General features: G+C 67.0%; 11 protein-coding genes and 1 tRNA gene. 8 read left to right on the top strand and 4 right to left on the bottom strand.

The genetic code is table 11. The features are described 5' to 3' along the window. Entirely contained in the window at positions 1 to 1,392 is a 1,392-nt protein-coding gene (locus ACFORO_RS34065) for an amino acid permease (RefSeq protein ID WP_377871237.1), read from the top strand. Between the two features lie 775 nt (positions 1,393 to 2,167). Then, entirely contained in the window at positions 2,168 to 2,962 is a 795-nt protein-coding gene (locus ACFORO_RS34060; protein ID WP_377871236.1) for a hypothetical protein, read from the top strand. Positions 2,963 to 3,224: 262 nt separating this feature from the next. On the opposite strand, the gene ACFORO_RS34055 is transcribed toward ACFORO_RS34060, so the two are convergent. Further along, positions 3,225 to 3,295 (bottom strand) — tRNA-Gly (locus tag ACFORO_RS34055). Positions 3,296 to 3,405: 110 nt separating this feature from the next. Here ACFORO_RS34055 and ACFORO_RS34050 point away from each other — a divergent pair. Next, positions 3,406 to 4,614 (top strand): oxygenase MpaB family protein, encoded by a 1,209-nt coding sequence (locus ACFORO_RS34050; RefSeq protein ID WP_377871234.1) that lies wholly within the window; start codon positions 3,406 to 3,408, stop codon positions 4,612 to 4,614. Continuing rightward, a complete protein-coding gene (gene dcd, locus ACFORO_RS34045) occupies positions 4,601 to 5,182 on the top strand; it encodes a dCTP deaminase (RefSeq protein ID WP_116199417.1) in 582 nt (193 codons plus the stop codon). The genes ACFORO_RS34050 and dcd overlap by 14 nt, the downstream gene beginning before the upstream one ends. Here the strand turns inward: dcd and ACFORO_RS34040 are convergent. After that, entirely contained in the window at positions 5,179 to 6,375 is a 1,197-nt protein-coding gene (locus tag ACFORO_RS34040; RefSeq protein WP_377871233.1) for an FAD-dependent oxidoreductase, read from the bottom strand. The genes dcd and ACFORO_RS34040 overlap by 4 nt on opposite strands. A gap of 71 nt (positions 6,376 to 6,446) precedes the next feature. Between ACFORO_RS34040 and ACFORO_RS34035 the strand changes: the two genes are divergently transcribed. From ACFORO_RS34035 to ACFORO_RS34020, 4 genes are all read left to right on the top strand, one after another. After that, positions 6,447 to 6,917, top strand: coding sequence for a MarR family winged helix-turn-helix transcriptional regulator (locus ACFORO_RS34035; protein ID WP_354740679.1), 471 nt, complete (start codon positions 6,447 to 6,449; stop codon positions 6,915 to 6,917). A 63-nt stretch (positions 6,918 to 6,980) separates the two neighbouring features. After that, complete coding sequence (locus tag ACFORO_RS34030; RefSeq protein WP_377871232.1) at positions 6,981 to 10,979, top strand: DUF7507 domain-containing protein; 3,999 nt, start codon at positions 6,981 to 6,983, stop codon at positions 10,977 to 10,979. 140 nt (positions 10,980 to 11,119) lie between these two features. Further along, on the top strand, positions 11,120 to 13,711 hold the full coding sequence (rph, locus tag ACFORO_RS34025; protein ID WP_377871231.1) for a rifamycin-inactivating phosphotransferase: 2,592 nt from the start codon (positions 11,120 to 11,122) through the stop codon (positions 13,709 to 13,711). 103 nt (positions 13,712 to 13,814) lie between these two features. Further along, positions 13,815 to 14,498, top strand: a complete 684-nt coding sequence (locus ACFORO_RS34020; RefSeq protein ID WP_377871313.1) for a CAP domain-containing protein — start codon at positions 13,815 to 13,817, stop codon at positions 14,496 to 14,498. Here the strand turns inward: ACFORO_RS34020 and ACFORO_RS34015 are convergent. Continuing rightward, positions 14,492 to 15,484, bottom strand: coding sequence for a cation diffusion facilitator family transporter (locus tag ACFORO_RS34015; protein ID WP_377871230.1), 993 nt, complete (start codon positions 15,482 to 15,484; stop codon positions 14,492 to 14,494). The two genes, ACFORO_RS34020 and ACFORO_RS34015, sit on opposite strands and share 7 nt — an antisense overlap. A gap of 79 nt (positions 15,485 to 15,563) precedes the next feature. Next, positions 15,564 to 17,855 (bottom strand): (Fe-S)-binding protein, encoded by a 2,292-nt coding sequence (locus ACFORO_RS34010; RefSeq protein WP_377871229.1) that lies wholly within the window; start codon positions 17,853 to 17,855, stop codon positions 15,564 to 15,566. Between the last annotated feature and the right edge of the window lie 122 nt (positions 17,856 to 17,977).

The following is a 17,977-nucleotide window of genomic DNA, read 5'->3' as shown; positions in this document are numbered from 1 at the left end:
ATGACGACGAGGTCCGGGGATGGTTTGAGCCGTAGGCTCAACGGCAGACACATCCGGTTCATCGCTTTGGGTTCGGCGATCGGCACCGGATTGTTCTACGGCTCGTCGGACACGATCGCCAAAGCGGGCCCGTCCGTCCTGATCGCGTACCTCATCGGCGGCGCGGCGATTTTCTTCGTCCTGCGCGCTTTGGGCGAAATGGCCGTCAACGATCCAGCGCCCGGTTCGTTCGGCGAATACGCGCGGAAACACCTGGGTCCTCTCGCGGGTTTCCTGACCGGCTGGACGTACGCGTTCGAGATGGTGATCGTCTGCGTCGCCGATGTGACGGCTTTGGCTGTGTATATGGGATTCTGGTTCCCAGACGTGCCGCGGTGGATCTGGGTAGTGCTCACGATCCTGGTCATCGCCGCCGCGAACCTGGTCAGCGTACGGGTTTACGGTGAACTGGAATTCTGGTTCACCCTGGTCAAGGTAGTCGCCATCGTCGCCATGATCCTCGGCGGCGCGGCAATCCTGATCTTCGGCCTCGGTTCTAATTCCGGCAGTGTCACCAACCTGTGGTCCCATGGCGGCTGGTTCCCCAATGGCATCAGCGGTTTCATCGCTTCGTTCGCCTTGGTGATGTTCGCCTTCGGCGGCACAGAGATTCTGGGCCTCACCGCCGCCGAATCCGAAGACCCGCGCACCGCCATGCCGAAGGCCGTCAACACGGTCCCCGTCCGGGTTTTGCTTTTCTACGTGGCGACCTTGGCGATCATCATGATGCTGAACCCGTGGAACACGATCAGCACCTCCGGCAGCCCCTTTGTCCAGATCTTCGCCGGTCTCGGATTGCACTCCGCCGCAACGGTTCTGAACATCGTCGTGGTCACGGCCGCGTTGTCCGCCATCAACAGCGACATCTTCGGCGCCGGCCGAATGATCTACGGTCTGGCCCAACGCGGCCAAGCCCCCGCGGTCATGGCCCGGGTTACGCGTAATGGCATCCCGTGGATGACTGTCCTGGTGGTTGCTGCCGCTTTGAGTCTGGCTGTTGTTTTGAACTATCTGTTGCCGGACAGCGCTTTCCTGCTGATCGCGTCGGTGGGTACGTTTGCGACGGTGTGGGTTTGGTTCATGATCCTGCTTACGCACTACCGGGCTCGTCGCCAGCTGTCCGCTGGGGAACAGGCCTCGCGGGAGTTCCCGGTGCCGTTCTGGCCGGTGGGTCAGGTTTTGACGATGGTGTTCATGGTGTTCATCTTCGTGGTGATGGCGTTCGCTGAGGACACCCGCCTGGCGTTGGTCGTTGGAGTGGTGTGGTTGGCGGTGTTGTGCGGGTTGTTTTGGTTCCACCGCAGGGCAACGGCTCAGTCTCTGAAGACTGACACAGTTACTCGAGTCGGATAGCTCCCAGTCTCACAGCCCGCAGTGAATACTCAGCTCCGCCGAAAGACTGTCGCTGCTTAGGGATTCGGGATGGCACACTCGGATCCTGGTTGCGATCACAGGATCACCCCGTCATCCTTGCAGGAGGTCGGACGACTGGAGCGATAACCGTGTACATGGACCCGAAGCAGGTGCGCCAATCGATCAGGAAGCGCAAGTGTTCCTGTCTCGTCTGCTTCTACTGCGAAGTGCCCCTGGGCGACCGTCATGAGCACGATCACTTCCCGGTGCCGCGAGTGGCGGGCGGGCGAGATGTCGTAGCGGCGTGTCTCGACTGTCACGATCTGAAAGACCGTGTCCTATTCAATGATTGGCCAGTCGCTGCCTGCTTGGAAGCTATTCGGGGTTTATGGGAAGGGCTTGAACTGGACAGTTGCCCCCGTCCCGGCGAGGAGTTGGCAAGTTGGGTCGGTGACCAGCCCGGGTTTTCGGATGCTGAGATCGTCGGACGTTGGGTGGAATTGCCGCCGCTCAGTAGAATCCTGTATGGAAAGCTGCGATCAATTGAGGAAGAGCATCAATGTCGTGCCGGTAACGCAAGTGCTGGCAGTTCGGCCTTGGCTTCCCTTATCGGCCGAGGTACGGCCACCATTGGCGGTTTCCCAGTTTAACCGGAACATGTCGTTGGTTTGCTGCTTCGGATCGGCTGGCGAGATGGGCGTCGGTGGCATTGTCCAACTCGCCAGTTCTGGCCGGTGTGTCGTGGAGCGTTCGGGCGTTCTGAGATAATCAGTCGATGGACTTCAACCAGGCTCAGGCGGCTGACGTGCTATGGGGTTGGCCGGTGGGGCTGCTGGATCGTCTGTTCGAGCTTCGGGCGCGGGCTGGTGCTGGCTCGTTGGGTATCGAGGAGTGGCGTGAGCAGGACGCGGCGTTGCGTACTGGGATGCCGGAGGTCGACCTCGATGAAGTCGTTGCGTTCCAGACTGACTGGTTAGTGAATGGGAGCGACCTCGAAGTGCCGTTGACCGATCGGTTGACTGCTCTGACAAGTCCGCCTCCGACGGACGAGGAACTGCGGCACGAGATTGCGGAGGCGGATGTCGCGCTCGCTGATCGCCGTACTGCGCGGAGGTTAAAGGACGCTTACCGCGCTCGCCGGGCCCGAGCTGCTGCGTGGTTAACGCGACCTGGTGGTGGATTAGACCCGGTGACAGGCCTGCCGTGGTCGACGATCGAGCGGTATCGAGTCATTGATGACCCTGACGTTGGTCCAGTGCCGCAGCACGTAGGGGTAGCACGGCAGCTGGCGCTGCGCGATGCGTCTGATGCTGAACGCGATGCTGCGGCATTAGTGGCCGCTGGCCAGGACAAGCTGAACCTAGAGTTCGACGCCGCCAAGGCCGACATGCAGCAGCGTCGGATGATGTGGTTTCCGGGCTTGCTAAAAGCTGGCGTGCAGGCCGACGAAGGGATGCGGCCTCTGGCGGAGGAACTGTCGCGGATCTGGTCGGATCCGCGGGTGCAGCGGCTGCTGCTGGAGGAGACCTCGGTTGGCTGGCCAGAGCCGATCGAAGAACATCGCGGATGACGGTCGGCGGACGCGCGTGCACGTCCGTCTCGGCTGGCGCACATGGCAGACCGAAACAAGGCTCCCAACTTGCGCCCCTCCGCAACGCGAGCCAGCCGACTCCACGGATCCTCCTGACTCAGCGAGTCGTGCGAAGAAACTCCTAGGATGATGAAGCGGTCGCGCATCTGCCGACAAACCGCCGTGGCGCAGCTGTGTTGCAAAAAAGGGACGTCTCCATTCTGGGAAACGTCCCCTTCTGAGCTACGAAAACAATCAAGAGAGCGGATGACGGGAATCGAACCCGCGTATTCAGCTTGGGAAGCTGATGTTCTACCATTGAACTACATCCGCAGTGCCCAGCCAGCATACACAACCACGGCACCCCCATGTCCAGCGGGGCCACGCCTTGACGCCTCCTCCTCAAAGTGACAACACTTGTTGTCGACCCACGGAGGTGCGCGATGGACGACCCCGAGATGCCCCCCGAGATGTTCCGCCAAGGCGGGTTCCGGCTGGCTGCCCGAACGAGAGGTGCCACCGCGGACGAAGGCCAGCTCAAACGGCTCCGGACCTTCGCGCAGCAGGAAGACGCCCTAGCCGACGCAGTCGTCGAGTGGCTGCACCGCGAACCCCACAACCAGACGAGAGTCGACCAAGCGCTGGCCGGGGAACAAGCCCCGCCCGAACTAACAACCTTCATCGACCACGTCGAAGCCACCCCGTACTGGGTCGACCAAAGAAGGCTGGTCAGCGGTGCGAAGGCGATCACAAGGGCCGGACTCCTCGGTCTCTTCCCGCTCGGCGACATGTCGCTCATGGGCGGCTACCTAGCCTCCCGAGCGACGAAATCCCTGGTCGGTACCGGCGAAATCGAGTACCGGGCGCCGCGGCGGTTGGTGGAGACCGCGGCGTGGTGGATTGACGTCACAACTCCGGGGGCGCTCCACAAGCACGGCACGGGGTATCAGGCCGCGCTCAGGATCCGGCTGGTGCACGCGCACGTCCGGCGCGCGATGAACAGCCGGCCGGACTGGGATTACGACCGGTGGGACCGTCCGGTCAATCAGGTCCAGACCGCGGGTACGCTCCTCCTCTTCTCGCTCGTCTACGTCTTCGGCACGCAACTCCTCGGCCTCCGCTACACCGCTCGCGAGAAGGCCGACATCCTCCATCTCTGGCGCTACGTCGGCTGGCTGATGGGCGTCGACGACGAGCTGCTGCCCGCCGACGAGGACGACGCCTGGCGGTTGCTCTGGATGCTGGCCGTCACCGAATTCATCCCGGACGACGACTCCAAGCGGCTCGCCCGCGCCCTCGTCGATACGCACGCGGCGATCGGCGAGGGGCGCGGGGCCGCCGGCAAGGTTCTCGCGCAGGTGAACGTCGGCGTGCATTCCGCGATCAGCCGGCTCGTGCTCGGGCGGGACAACGCCGACTTTCTCGGGCTGCCGGACAACCCGGTCGCGCAGGCCGCGGTGCTCGCCGCCGCGGGGGTGAATTACGCGGCGGAGACGGTCCGCCAGCTCGTCCCCGGTGCGACTGCGCTGCAGGAAGCGCTCGGGGCGTTCGGGCGCCGGCGGTACCTCAAGCGGATGAACGCCGTGTTCGAGCGGAGGGGTGCCCCGGCGCCGCCTGCCCGCCCGATAGGCTGCATCCGTGCTGCTCAGTGACCGTGACCTCCGCAAAGAGCTCGACGCCGGCCGTCTCGGCATCGACCCCTTCGACCCTGACATGGTCCAGCCGTCCAGCATCGACGTCCGGCTCGACCGTTACTTCCGGGTCTTCGACAACAGCAAATACACCCACATCGACCCGCAGCTGCAGCAGGACGAGCTGACCTCGCTGGTCGAAAAAGAGGGCGACGAGCCGTTCGTGCTGCACCCCGGCGAGTTCGTGCTCGGGTCCACCTTCGAGCAGGTCTCCCTCGCCGACGACCTCGCCGGGCGGCTCGAGGGCAAGTCCTCGCTCGGACGGCTCGGGCTGCTCACCCACTCCACCGCGGGCTTCATCGACCCAGGCTTCTCCGGGCACATCACGCTCGAGCTGTCGAACGTCGCGAACCTGCCGATCACGCTGTGGCCCGGGATGAAAATCGGTCAGCTGTGCATTTTCCGGCTGTCCAGCTCGGCGGAATTCCCGTACGGCTCCAGCGAAGCGGGCTCCCGCTACCAGGGGCAGCGCGGGCCGACGCCGAGCCGGGCGTACAAGAACTTCCACCGCGTCGACACCTGGCGCTAAGCCGCCTTCACCGGGGCCGCCCAGTCGATCCGGTGGTCCCACATGAACCGGTTCGGGTCGTCGGTGGCCGGTTTGCGCACGGCGCGCGAGATGAAGAAGTCTCGGAGCACGCGGCCGATCGGGCCGGGAGCTTTGGCGTCGCCGTTGCGTTTTCCTTGCGCCACAACGGCTTCCACGCGTTCGCGGCGCAACGCCTCGAAGGTGGTCAACGCGGCCGCCGGGTCGGACACGTCGCGCAGGCACATCGCGAGCGTCACCGCGTCCTCGATCGCCATCGCCGCACCCTGACCGGCCGCCGGTGACGTCGCGTGCGCGGCGTCGCCGATGAGGCCGATCCGGCCGCGGTGCCACACCGGGACCGTCGGGAAGTCGTACGTCGCCCACGGTTCGTAGATGTTTTCGCTGGCCTCGATGATCGCGGTGGCCGGCGTGCGGTCGGGGCGGGCCAGGTCGAGCAGCCGCTTCCGCCAGCCGGGCCCGCGCATCGCGGCGAGGTCGGATTCCGTCGGTTCGCTGGCGTGCGGCACGTTCGCGAACCACCAGACCACCCCGTCCGGGGCGAGCACGTGCGCGAAGAACGCCTTGCGGCCGAACACCATGTGCATGAGGCCGGGCTCGTCGTCGAGATCGAGGCCGCGTGCGAAGCCGCCGGTGTTGAGCAGCGGCACGTACCGCGGCGACGGTGCGGCGGGATCAAGGATTCCGCGGACTGCCGACCGCAGCCCGTCCGCGCCGATCAGCAGGTCGCCGTGGGCTTTCGTGCCGTCGGCGAAGGTCGCGGTGACCCCGTCCGCCGTCTGCTTGGCGTCGGTCAGGCGCTTGCCGAACTCCGTCTGCACGCCGCGTCTTGCCGCCTCGTCGCGCAGCGCCACGTAGAGGTCGGAGCGCAAAACGGTCTGGCTCACCGTGCCGTCCGGCAGCGGCCCGCCGAGCGGGAACTCGCTGAGCTTGCGGCCGTTGCCGAGCCCGAGCGTCATCCGCGGCGTGTCGAAGCCCAGGTCTTGGACCAGCGGTTTCAGGCCTAACGGCGTCAGCGCGTCGAGGCCGTTGACGGCGAGCGTCAGGAACGCGCCGACCCCTTCCGAGCTTCGGCCGTACGCCTCGTACAGCACCGGTTCGTGGCCCACCTCGTGCAGCGCGATCGCGGTGATCGCCCCCGCGATGCCCCCGCCCGCGATCAAAACTCGTGTCATGGTTCGCCCCCTCGAATATCTTGGAAAGTAATTCGTTCTGTCGAACTAAATAGTCCGCTAGACTCCCGGTCATGTCAAGCGAGCGCGAGGATCTGGTCGCTGAGCTGCTGCATCGTTCGCGGGTGCTGTCGACGGAGACGGTCATGTTCCACACCGCCATCGCCGAGCAGAGCGGGCTCTCGGCGGTCGAAAGCAAGGTCACCGAGTACCTCGCCCGCCTCGGCCCGCTCACGCCGAAGGAGCTGGCCGGGTACGCCGGGCTCGCGCCCGCGTCCGTCACCGCGCTGGTCGACCGGCTCGAGCGCAAGGGCATCGTCAACCGGATGCCGCATCCGGACGACCGGCGGAAAGTCCTCGTCGGCATCAGCCCGGCGAACATCGAGCGCGCCGCCCCGCTGTGGGACTACACCGTCGCGGCGATGAAGGCGCTGGCGGCCGGCTACTCCGACGAGCAACTCCAAACGGTGATCGGTTTCCTCGATCAGGCAGCGGCGATCACCCACGAGTCAACCGTGCGTCTCACTCATCGCTCAGCGGAGTGAGGTAATCCCACTGCCGGGTAGGAAATCGCCGCGACGTCACCGGATGGTGGAAAACTTGCGCGCATGGTTTCGGCCGGGAAACGTCTGCTCTTAGTCCTCGGCCTGATGGCCACTCTGCTGCCCCCGGTCGCGTCCGCCGCGACAGCGGTGCCTGCCCGGCAGGAGCAGGATCTGCAGGTCAGCGCGGTCGCTGAACCGCATCGGGTGCACGCTGGCGACCAGGTGACGTTCACGGTGCGCGTGACGAATCCGGCCGCGACCCCGGTGTCCGATGTGGACGTCGTGGACGAGCAGAACCCGCAGTGCGGCAAGAAGATCGGTTCCCTGGCTCCGGGTGCGGCCACGCGCTATCAATGCACGTTCGCCGCGCCGGAGAAGGGTTTCGTCTCGACGGTCAAGGTGACGGGCGTGGGCTCCGGCGGGGAACCGCTGACGGCGTCGGCGGGCAGCAACGTCGACGTCCTCCGCCCGGCCGTGACGTTGAGTCAGCAGGTCGACAAACCGGCTTACCGTGCTGGCGATCAGGCGACCTTCACCCTCAAGACCGTCAACACCGGCGACGTTCCGCTGCACGACGTGATCATCAGCGACTCAGGGGTCCCCTCGTGCGCTCGCGCCGTCGGGTCTCTCGCGCCGGGGCAATCCGTGGTGGGCACCTGTACGGCGACGGTTCCGCTGCCGGACGGAGCCAGCGCGACCGTGAAGGGGATCGATCCGCTCGGCAAGGTCGTCACTTCGACCGCGGACGCGAAAGTCCCCCTCATCACGCCTGCGTTGTCCGTCTCGAAGGCCGCCGTCCCCCCGGTGGTGCACGGTGGGGACCAGGTCACCTGGAAGGTCACCGTGCGCAACACCGGCGACAGTCCGCTCAATCCGGTTGACGTCACTGACGACACCAATCCGGCGTGCTCGCGGTCCTTCGGGGTACTCACGCCCGGGACACAGCAGACCTACTCCTGCACCGCGAAACCCGCTATGACCACCACGAACACCATCACCGCCACGGGCACTGACGGCACCGGCCGACCGGTCACGGCCAAGTCTTCGGCGACCGTCACGGTGATCCACCCGGCCTTGGCGGTCACCGCGGCCGCGTCTCCCGCGCAGGTGCACGAAGGGGACCGCGTCACCTTCACTGTCACGGTGCGCAACCCTGGCGACGTGCCGCTCGATGACGTCGCGGTGGCGGACGACAGCGTGCCGGGCTGTGTGCGCAATTTCGGCACTATGGCTCCCAACGCGGTCGAGACGTACAAGTGCGAACAGTTAGCCCAGGCGGATGACGTGACCAATACCGTTGTCGCGACTGGCAAAGATCAGCTCGGCACGACACAACGCGTAACCGCAGCCGCGCGGGTCGACGTAGTTCATCCCGGGCTGGCGGCAGCCGTCGCCGCGGCGCCTTCGCAGGTGCGCGAGGGGGACCGTGTCACGTTCGCAGTCACGGTAAGCAACACCGGCGACGCCGAATTCCATGACGTCGCGGTAGCGGACGACCATGTCGCGGAATGCGCGCGAACTCTGGGAACCGTTGCTGCGCAGGGTAAACAGACGTTCATCTGCTCGACGGTCGCCGGAGCGCAAGGCTTCACGAACGACCTGGCCGTGACCGGCACCGACCCGACCGGCCGCCCGGTCACCGCAAAGGCGAGCGCGGCGTTCACCGTGCAGCACCCGGCGGTGACCCTGACCGCGACTGTCCAAGGTGGACCGTTCCGCGAAAACGACGCCGTCGCGGTGCGCGTGATCGTCGCGAACACCGGCGACGTGCCGCTCACCGGACTGGCCGTCAGCTCGATGGCTCGCGCCGAAGGCTGTACGCAGCAACACGATGACGCACTCGCCTCCGGAGCCAACTGGACGTTCGACTGCACCACCACCGCGCCGAGTGCCGACGTGACCGAAGCACTGCAGGTCACCGCGAAACCGCCGGTCGGAGCACCGGTCACGGCGGCGACCGAAGCGGCGATCGACGTGATCCACCCGCTCGTCACGCTCGCGCAAAGCGTGGCACCGGCCGTCGTGCACCCAGGCGAGCCCGCGACGTTCACCCTGACCGTGACCAACGCGGGCGACACCGAACTCCACGACACCCAGGTCGCCGACCCGGCCGTCCCGGAATGCGCGAAGCGGCTGGGAACCCTTGCCCCGCAAGCCAAGCAGACCTACACCTGCACTCATCCCGCGACCGACGACCTCACCAGCGACGCGACGGTCGCCGGCACCGATCCGTCCGGCCGTCCGGTCAACGCAAACGCGAGCGCGCACGTCGACGTCATCCACCCCGCCGTCCAGATCACGCAGACCGTCGATCCGACGCAGGTGCGCGAAGGGGACCAAGTCACCTTCGCCGTCACCGTGCGCAACAGCGGAGACGTCCCGCTGACCAAGGCGTCCATTGGGGACCAGAACACCCCAGACTGCGCCCGCGACTTCCCCGGCCTGGCCGCAGGAGAAGAGCAGCACTACACCTGCACCACTAAAGCCGGACACGACGGCTACTCGAACACCACCAAGGTGACCGCCGCGGATCCGCTCGGCGGCACCGTAACCGCCAGCGCGGACGCGGCGTTCACCGTCGTGCACCCCGGTTTGGCGGTGACGAAAACCGTCCACGGCGGCCCGTTCCGCGCGGGCGACCCGGTCACCTTCACCATCACGGTCGCCAACACCGGCGACGCCCCGCTGACCGCCGTCAAGGTCGCCGACCAGGGCCCGTGCGCGAAAACCCTCGACACCCTCGCCCCGAAAGCGAACAAAACCTACGACTGCACCATCCCCGCGCCAGCCGACGACGCCGTCAGCACCGCGCGCGTGACCGGAACCCCGCCGGTAGGCCCGCCGCTCACCGCGTCCGCCGACGCGCACATCGACGTCATCCATCCCGCGCTCACGGTGATGACCTCGGCGAATCCGACCGTCGCGCGGGCTGGCGACAACCTCACCGTCACGGTCGCCGTCACCAACACCGGCGACGTCCCGCTCATCGCGGTGACCAGCAACGATCCGGGCTGCCCGAAGAAGTTCGACCGCCTCGAACCCGGAGCCGCGCAGAGCTACCAGTGCACGGTGAAGGCCAAACCGGACGACTTCACCATCGTCGCCACCCTGACCGGAACCGACCCGACGAACCGCCCGGTCACCGCGTCCGGTTCGGCGAAGATCGACGTCATCCACCCGGAAATCGCGATCATGAAGGACGCCCAGCCGTACGAGGTGCGCCAGGGCGACAAGGTCACCTTCTCGCTGCTGGTCCGCAACGTCGGCGACGTCCCGCTGACCGCGCTGTCCGTTGCGGACGATCGCACCCCGGCCTGCGCGCACCAGATCCCGAGCCTGGCCCCGGACGCTCAAATCGAGTACCAGTGTACGATCACCGCGGGCGCGGCCGGGTTCACGAACACCGCGAAGGTGACCGGCACCGACCCGACGCAGCGGACGGTGAGCGCCACCGCCGAGGCGTCGTTCAAGGTGAAGAAACCCGCGCTGACCGTCGCCAAACACGCCGCTGCCAGCGCGTATCGAGCCGACGAATCGGTTCCGGTCGAGGTCGTGCTCACCAACACCGGCGACCAGCCGTTGCACGACGTCCGCGTGACGGACCCCGCCTGCGGGCGCGCCTTCGCCGAGCTGCCGGTCGGCGGAACCCAGCGCTACCAGTGCGTCGCTCCGGCGACCGCTGCCCCGGTAACCGCGACCGCCGCCGCCCCGTGGGGTCCGCCGGTCACCGCGACCGGAAAAGCGGACTTCGCCGTGCTCCACCCGGCGCTAGACCTGCGCCGCGATTACCTGCAGCAGCCGATCCGGTCGGGTGACCCGGTGACGTACGTGAGCACCCTCCGCAACACCGGCGACGCGCCCTTGCACGAGGTGACCGTTCGCGACGCGGACCCGGCCTGCTCGTTCACCATCACCCAGCTGGCCCCTGGCGAACAGGTCACGCGCGCCTGCACGCTCTCGGCGCGCGCGGACGTGACCACGACGACCACCGCGACCGCGACTGACCAGACCGGCCGTCCAGTCATGAAGGAGGCCGTCACGACGACGAAGGTCGGCCGGTGACAAGAGAAAAAGAAAAGGCAGAAGAGAACTCGTCTCCCTGCCGTATTTAACTTATAACGCATCAGGGGGCTTGCCGCAAGACCCGGGTGGTACCGCAGAATCTCCAGCCGAGAACGACCACAGACGGGGGAAACGAACGAATGGGCAGCTACGTGCTCGGTCTCCAGGAGATCGACCAGGAGCAGGTCGCGATCGTCGGAGGCAAGGGTGCACACCTGGGCGAACTCGCGCGGATCGACGGGGTCCGCGTGCCGCCCGGTTTCTGCGTGACGACGGACGCGTTCGAGCGGATCATGGAGAACGCGCCGGAACTGGCGAAGCCGCTGGAGCGGTTGTCGAACCTGAACCCGGACGACCGGGACGCGATCAGCGAAGGCAGCGCGGAGGTCCGGCAGGCGCTCGAAGCCATCGCCATTCCGGACGATCTGGCGGCGGAGATCACCGACGCGCTCGTGGACGGACGCGCCTACGCGGTCCGGTCGAGCGCGACCGCGGAGGACCTTCCGGGAGCCTCCTTCGCCGGTCAGCAGGACACGTACCTGAACGTCATCGGCGCGGAGGCGGTCCTGCGGCACATCAGCCGGTGCTGGGCGTCGCTGTTCACCGAACGCGCGGTGACCTACCGGCTGCGAAACGGCTTTGACCACCGGAAGGTCCACATGGCCGTGGTCGTGCAGCAGATGGTCTTTCCGCAGGTGGCCGGGGTCGCCTTCACCGCCGACCCGGTGACGTCCAACCGGAAGATCGCCACCGTGGAGGCCAGCTTCGGCCTCGGCGAGGCGCTGGTTTCCGGCCTGGTCAACGCCGACAGCTACCAGGTGCGCGACGGCGCGATCGTCGAGAAGGCGATCGCCGCCAAGCAGCGCGCCATCCTGGCCGTCGAGGGCGGCGGCACCGAAGAGCAGCAGATCGCCGCGGACCAGCAGGAACAGGCCGCGCTGACCGACGAGCAGGTGCTGCGGCTCGTGGCACTCGGCCGCACGATCGAAGCGCATTTCGGTCGTCCGCAGGACATCGAGTGGTGCCTTGCCGACGACGCGTTCCAGATCGTCCAAAGCCGCCCCATCACGACGCTGTTCCCGATCCCGGAGGCCGCCGACGAGGGAAACCACGTCTACCTCTCCGTCGGGCACCAGCAGATGATGACCGACGCGATGAAGCCGCTCGGCCTGTCGGTCTGGCAGCTGACGACCCCGCGGCCGATGGCCGAGGCCGGCGGGCGGCTGTTCGCGGACGCCACCGCGCTGCTGTCCGTGCCCAAGAGCCGCACCAGTTTCGTCGCGATGATAGGGAAATCTGACCCGCTGACAGGCGACGCGCTGGAGACCGTCCTCTCCCGCGACGGCTTCGTCCCGCTGGCCGAGGACGACGGACCCGGCGAGCCGGTCCCCGGTGCCGCACCGGCCACCATCGAGACCGATCCGGCGGTCGTCACCGAGCTGATCCAGCACAGCGAGGACTCCATCACCGCGCTGCGGCGCGAAATCGCGACGAAGTCCGGCAGCGAGTTGCTCGACTTCGTCTTCGAGGACATCAAGGAAATGCGCCGGATTCTCTTCGATCCGCGCAGCCACGAGGTGTTCACCGCGGCGATGCAGGCGTCCTGGTGGCTGAACGAGCACCTGCAGGACTGGCTCGACGAGAAGAACGTCGCCGACACGCTCACCCAGTCCGTTCCGCACAACATCACCGCGGAGATGGGCCTGGCGCTCCTCGACGTCGCGGACGTGCTGCGGACGCATCCCGAGGTCGTCGCGTTCCTGCGGGACGTCGAGGACAACGGTTTCCTCGACGAGTTGCCCAAGCTGGCCGGCGGGGAGGAATCGCGCGCGGCGATCCAGGGGTACCTCGACAAGTACGGCATGCGCTGCGTCGGCGAGATCGACATTACCCGGCCGCGGTGGAGCGAACAGCCGGTCGCGTTGGTGCCGATGTTGTTGTCCAACATCAAAAATTTCGAGCCGGGAGCCGGGCAGCGCCGCTTCGACCAAGGGCGGCGGGAGGCGCTGGACAAGGCCCAGGAAGTCCTGGAACGCTTGCGTGCCTTGGCGGACGGCGAGGCGAAGGCCGAAGAGACCGAGCGGATGATCGAGCGCGTCCGGACGTTCACCGGATACCGCGAGTACCCGAAGTACGGCATGGTCAGCCGCTATTTCGTGTACAAGCAAGCTCTGCTGGGCGAGGCCGGACGCTTGGTGGCGGCCGGGGTGCTCGACGAGCCGGAGGACCTCTTTTTCCTGCGGCTGCAGGAATTCCAGGAGGTCGTGCGGACGAACGAGGTCGACCGCGAGCTGATCCGGCAGCGCAAGGAAGCGTTCCGGTCCTACGAATCGCTGACACCGCCGCGGGTCCTGACGTCGGACGGCGACGCGGTTTCCGGAAGCTACCGCCGCGACGACCTGCCCGAAGGCGCGCTGGTCGGGCTGCCGGTGTCCGCCGGGACCATCGAGGGACGAGCCCGCGTCATCCTGGATCTCGCCGACGCCGATCTCGAACCCGGCGACATCCTCGTCACGGCGTACACGGACCCGAGCTGGTCGCCGCTGTTCGTCGCGATCACCGGCCTGGTGACCGAGGTCGGCGGCCTGATGACGCACGGCGCGGTGATCGCGCGGGAGTACGGCCTGCCCGCGGTCGTCGGGGTCCAAGGCGCGACGCGGCTGCTCAAGGACGGGCAGCGGATCCGGGTCAACGGGACCGACGGGTACATCGAGGTTCTCGACGCTGGGTAGTGGGTGTCCGGCCGCTGCGCCATTTGGAGGTAACCATCGTAATCAGTTCGTGATAGTTTCCGCGGCTGTGTCCTCCATTAGTGTGCGCGTCCGGGTCGTGAGTGTGACTCTCAGTGTTCTCTTCGGGGGGCTCGGGGCAGCTGGCGGAACCTTCGCGCTGCGCTCCGGGCACCTCGACACACTGAGCGTCGCAGTCCCAGAGACGCGCAATGGCGGGCTGTCCGCGGGTGCGTTGCGGCCCTTCGCGGTGTCGCCGGCGTCCTCCACGTCGGCGACACCGAGCTCCAGCGCTCCCGCGACCACGACGACACCGTCGACGTCGGCCAAGCCCGCGCCGCCTCCGCCGCCCACCGAGGAGTCCAAAGAGGACACTCCGACGAGCAGCAGCGCGAAGCCGTCACCGAAGCCGCGCAGTTCGCCGACGCTGGTGGGTCAGGTCATCAGCCTGGTCAACGACGAGCGAAGCAAAGCGGGCTGCGACCCGGTGACCGAGGAGTCGCACCTCGACAAAGCCGCTCAGGGACACAGCGACGACATGTCCAACCGCGACTACTTTTCCCACGACACCCCGGAAGGCGACAGCTTCGCCGACCGCATCACCGCCGCCGGCTACTCCAAGCCGGGTGCGGAGAACATCGCGAAGGGCGCGACCAGCGCGGACCAGGTGATGCAGATGTGGATGAACTCCAGCGGGCACCGCAAGAACATCCTCAACTGCTCGCTGACGAAACTGGGCGTCGGCGTCGCGACGGACGGCTGGTACTGGACGCAGGACTTCGGCTACTGAGTCGGCCGCGGCGGGAGGCCGTACCGGGCCAGCACGGTCGCGCGCAGCTTCTCGTCCGTCCGCGGCACCGGCTCGATGAACACCTCCGCGACGTCCGGGAACCGCTCGCTCAATTCGGCCGCCAGCCGCACGCACGCGTGTTCCAGGTCGGCGGCCCCGAGAGCGTCGTCGAAGTCCACGCGGGCGCAGACCAGGACGTGGTCGGTGCCCATCAGCATGGTCTGCAGATCCACCAGCGCGTCGATCTCCGGCGCGGCCCCGAGGTGGTCCCGGATGCCGCGGACCAGGCGCGGATCCGCCTGACGGCCGACCAGCAGACCGCGGTTCGTGCTGCCGAGCAGGTACGCGACGCACGCCAGCAGCACGCCGATGAGGATCGACGCGATGCCGTCCCACACGCTCGAACCGGTCAGCTGATGCAGCCCGATCCCGGCGAAAGCGAGTAACAGGCCGACCAGCGCCGCCGAGTCCTCGAACAGCACCGTCTTCGGGGCCGGGTCGTCGATCATCCGCAGGTAGGCGAAGAACGGCCGCTGCTCGGCCTTCGCGTCGCGACGGACCTGGCGGACCGCCTGCGTCCACGACACCGATTCGAGCGCGAACGCGATCGCCAGCACGACGTAGCCGACGATCGGTTTGGTCTGCTCCTCGCCCTCCCCGAAAACGGTGGCGAATCCTTCGTACAGCGCGAAAACCGCGCCGGAGGCGAAGATCGACACCGCGGCCAGCAGCGACCAGAAGTACCGCTCCTTGCCGTACCCGAACGGATGGCGGCGATCAGCCGGCCGCTCCGACCGTTTCAACGCGGTGAGCAGCAGCACCTCGGTGATGGTGTCGGCGACCGAATGCGCGGCCTCCGACAGCATCGCGCCCGACCCGGTGATGACGCCCGCGACGAGCTTCAGCACCGCGATGGCCAGGTTCACCCCGCCGGCCAGAACCACGGTGAGAGTGCTTTCGCCGCCGCCTTCCGATTCGTCGCTCACGCCGGGAAGCGTAATGGCCCCAGACGAAAACGGCCCCTCCAGCGCGAGGCTGGAAGGGCCGTCTTCAGTGCTGACCGAGTCAGTCGTCGCCCTCGGGCAACGGCGTTCCGGTCGGCTTCTCGTCCGTCGGGACATCCGGCTTGGCCGACAGTTCCGCGTCCGATTCGTCGAGCGACGGCGCGCCCGAGGCGACCAGCGCCGGTTCCGGCTTGCGCTTCACCGAGGTGAGCAGCAGCTGCGCGACGTCCACGACCTCGACCTTCTCGCTCGCCAGGCCGTCGCTCTGGCGCGAGGTGACGCCGTCGGTGAGCATCACGCGGCAGAACGGGCAGCCGGTGGCGATCTTCGACGGAGCGGTGCCGAGCGCCTCGTCCACGCGCTCGACGTTGATCCGCTTGCCGATCTTCTCTTCCATCCACATCCGCGCGCCGCCCGCGCCGCAGCACATCGAGCGGTCGCCGTGCCGCGGCATTTCGCGCAGCTGCGCACCGGACGCGCCGACGAGCTCGCGGGGAGCGTCGTAGACCTTGTTGTGCCGTCCCAGGTAACAGGGGTCGTGGTAGGTGACGTCCTCGGCGACCGGTGCGACCGGCGTCAGGTGCTTCTCGCGCACCAGGCGGTTCAGCAGCTGCGTGTGGTGCACGACGTCGAACTGGCCGCCCAGCTCCGGGTACTCGTTGGCGAGGGTGTTGAAGCAGTGCGCACAGGTGACGACCACCTTGCGCGCCTTGCGTTCCCGGCCCTCGAACACCGAGTTCAGCACCTCGACGTTCTGCTGCGCCAGCATCTGGAACAGGAACTCGTTGCCCGCGCGGCGAGCCGGGTCACCGGTGCAGGATTCCTCCGAGCCGAGCACGGTGTACTTGACGCCCGCGATGTGCAGCAGTTCCGCGACGGCGCGGGTGGTCTTCTTCGCGCGGTCCTCGAACGCGCCGGCGCAGCCGACCCAGAACAGGTACTCCGCGTCGCCCATATCGCCGTCGAACACCGGGACCTCGAAGTCGAGGTCTTCCGTCCACTGCAGACGGTCCTTGGCGTTCTGGCCCCACGGGTTGCCCTTGTTCTCCAGGTTCTTGAACATGCCGTTCAGTTCCGTGGGGAACGACGACTCGATCATCACCTGGTAGCGGCGCATGTCGACGATGTGGTCGACGTGCTCGATGTCCACCGGGCACTGCTCGACGCAGGCGCCGCAGGAGGTGCAGGACCACAGGACGTCCGGGTCGATGACGCCGCCGTCATCGCCGACGAGCGCCTTCTGCGACTCAGCGATCGCGAGGACGTCGATGCCCGCGTACATGTTGTCCCCGGACAAACCGACTTCGTCGCCAGCCATGTCGCGCTTGCCGCCCGCGAGCAGGTACGGGGCCTTCGCGTAGGCGTGGTCGCGAAGCTGCGTGATGAGCAGCTTCGGCGACAACGGCTTGCCGGTGTTCCACGCCGGGCACTGCGACTGGCAACGGCCGCATTCGGTGCAGGTGGAGAAGTCCAGCCAGCCCTTCCAGCTGAAGTCCTCGATCGCACCGACGCCGAAGGTGTCCTCGTCCGGGTCGGCCTCTTCGAGGTCGAGCACCTTGCCCTTGCTCATCATCGGCTTGACCGCGCCGAGCGCGACGCCGCCGTCGGCCTCGCGCTTGAAGTAGATGTTGAAGAACGCGCTGAACCGGTGCCAGGCGACGCCCATCGTCATCGTGCGGGCGACGACGATCAGCCAGACCGTGGCGCTCATCAGCTTGATGAAGGCGAACACCGAAACCAGCGCCGCGCTCGAGGGCAGCAGCTCGCTGAGCGGGTTCGACACGAACGCGGCCCAGGTCGGCGTCTCGTGGACGCCCATCGCGGCCTTCGCCGCGCGCACGCCGATGATGCCGATGCCCTCGACGATCACCACGGCCTCGACAAAGTAGGCCCACTTGAAGTTCGAGCCCGCGAAGCGCGACATCCGGTCGGCGCGGCGCGGGTGGTTCAGCTGCCGGATGATCGCGAGCGCGACGCCGCCGACGACCGTGCCGACGCCGAGCAGCTCCATCAGGAGGCTCCACAGCGACCAGTCCTCGAGGATCGGCCAGCCCCAGGTCGGGACGAACACCTCGCCGTAGGCCTCGAACAGCGCGAGCGACCCGATCAGGAAGCCCCACATGACCATCCAGTGCCACGGGGCCACCTGGCGGAACTTCGCCATGCGGGTGTGCGCCGCGAACTCCTTGACCAGGGTGATCATCCGCGCCACGAACGGGCCGCCCCGCGTCGCGTCCGGCTGGCCGAGCTTGATCACCCGCACGAAGCGGGCAATGGTCGCGATGAACATTCCCCAGGCGACGATGCCCAGGAGGACGGAAATCCCCCCGAGCGTCAGCTGTACAGCGCCCATCGTCGGGTGCCTTTCGTCCGGTGTGGTGGTGCCGCCGCGCGAGCGCGCCGGTGCCGAGCAGGGTAACGCTTCTTACTGATGGGTAACCGGTCCGACGGTCCCAAGTCCCACCGATGTGGTGC

Source organism: Amycolatopsis halotolerans (assembly GCF_042647905.1).
Taxonomy (GTDB): Bacteria; Actinomycetota; Actinomycetes; order Mycobacteriales; family Pseudonocardiaceae; genus Amycolatopsis; species Amycolatopsis halotolerans.
The sequence above is the reverse complement of the archived record's forward strand: the minus strand, read 5'-3'. Positions and strand labels throughout refer to the sequence as shown.

Coding starts and splice junctions, on each gene's coding strand:
- ACFORO_RS34065 (WP_377871237.1), top strand. CDS start 1: ATGACGACGAGGTCCGGGGATGGTTTGAGCCGTAGGCTCAACGGCAGA.
- ACFORO_RS34060 (WP_377871236.1), top strand. CDS start 2,168: ATGGACTTCAACCAGGCTCAGGCGGCTGACGTGCTATGGGGTTGGCCG.
- ACFORO_RS34050 (WP_377871234.1), top strand. CDS start 3,406: ATGGACGACCCCGAGATGCCCCCCGAGATGTTCCGCCAAGGCGGGTTC.
- ACFORO_RS34040 (WP_377871233.1), bottom strand. CDS start 6,375: ATGACACGAGTTTTGATCGCGGGCGGGGGCATCGCGGGGGCGATCACC.
- ACFORO_RS34035 (WP_354740679.1), top strand. CDS start 6,447: ATGTCAAGCGAGCGCGAGGATCTGGTCGCTGAGCTGCTGCATCGTTCG.
- ACFORO_RS34030 (WP_377871232.1), top strand. CDS start 6,981: ATGGTTTCGGCCGGGAAACGTCTGCTCTTAGTCCTCGGCCTGATGGCC.
- rph (WP_377871231.1), top strand. CDS start 11,120: ATGGGCAGCTACGTGCTCGGTCTCCAGGAGATCGACCAGGAGCAGGTC.
- ACFORO_RS34010 (WP_377871229.1), bottom strand. CDS start 17,855: ATGGGCGCTGTACAGCTGACGCTCGGGGGGATTTCCGTCCTCCTGGGC.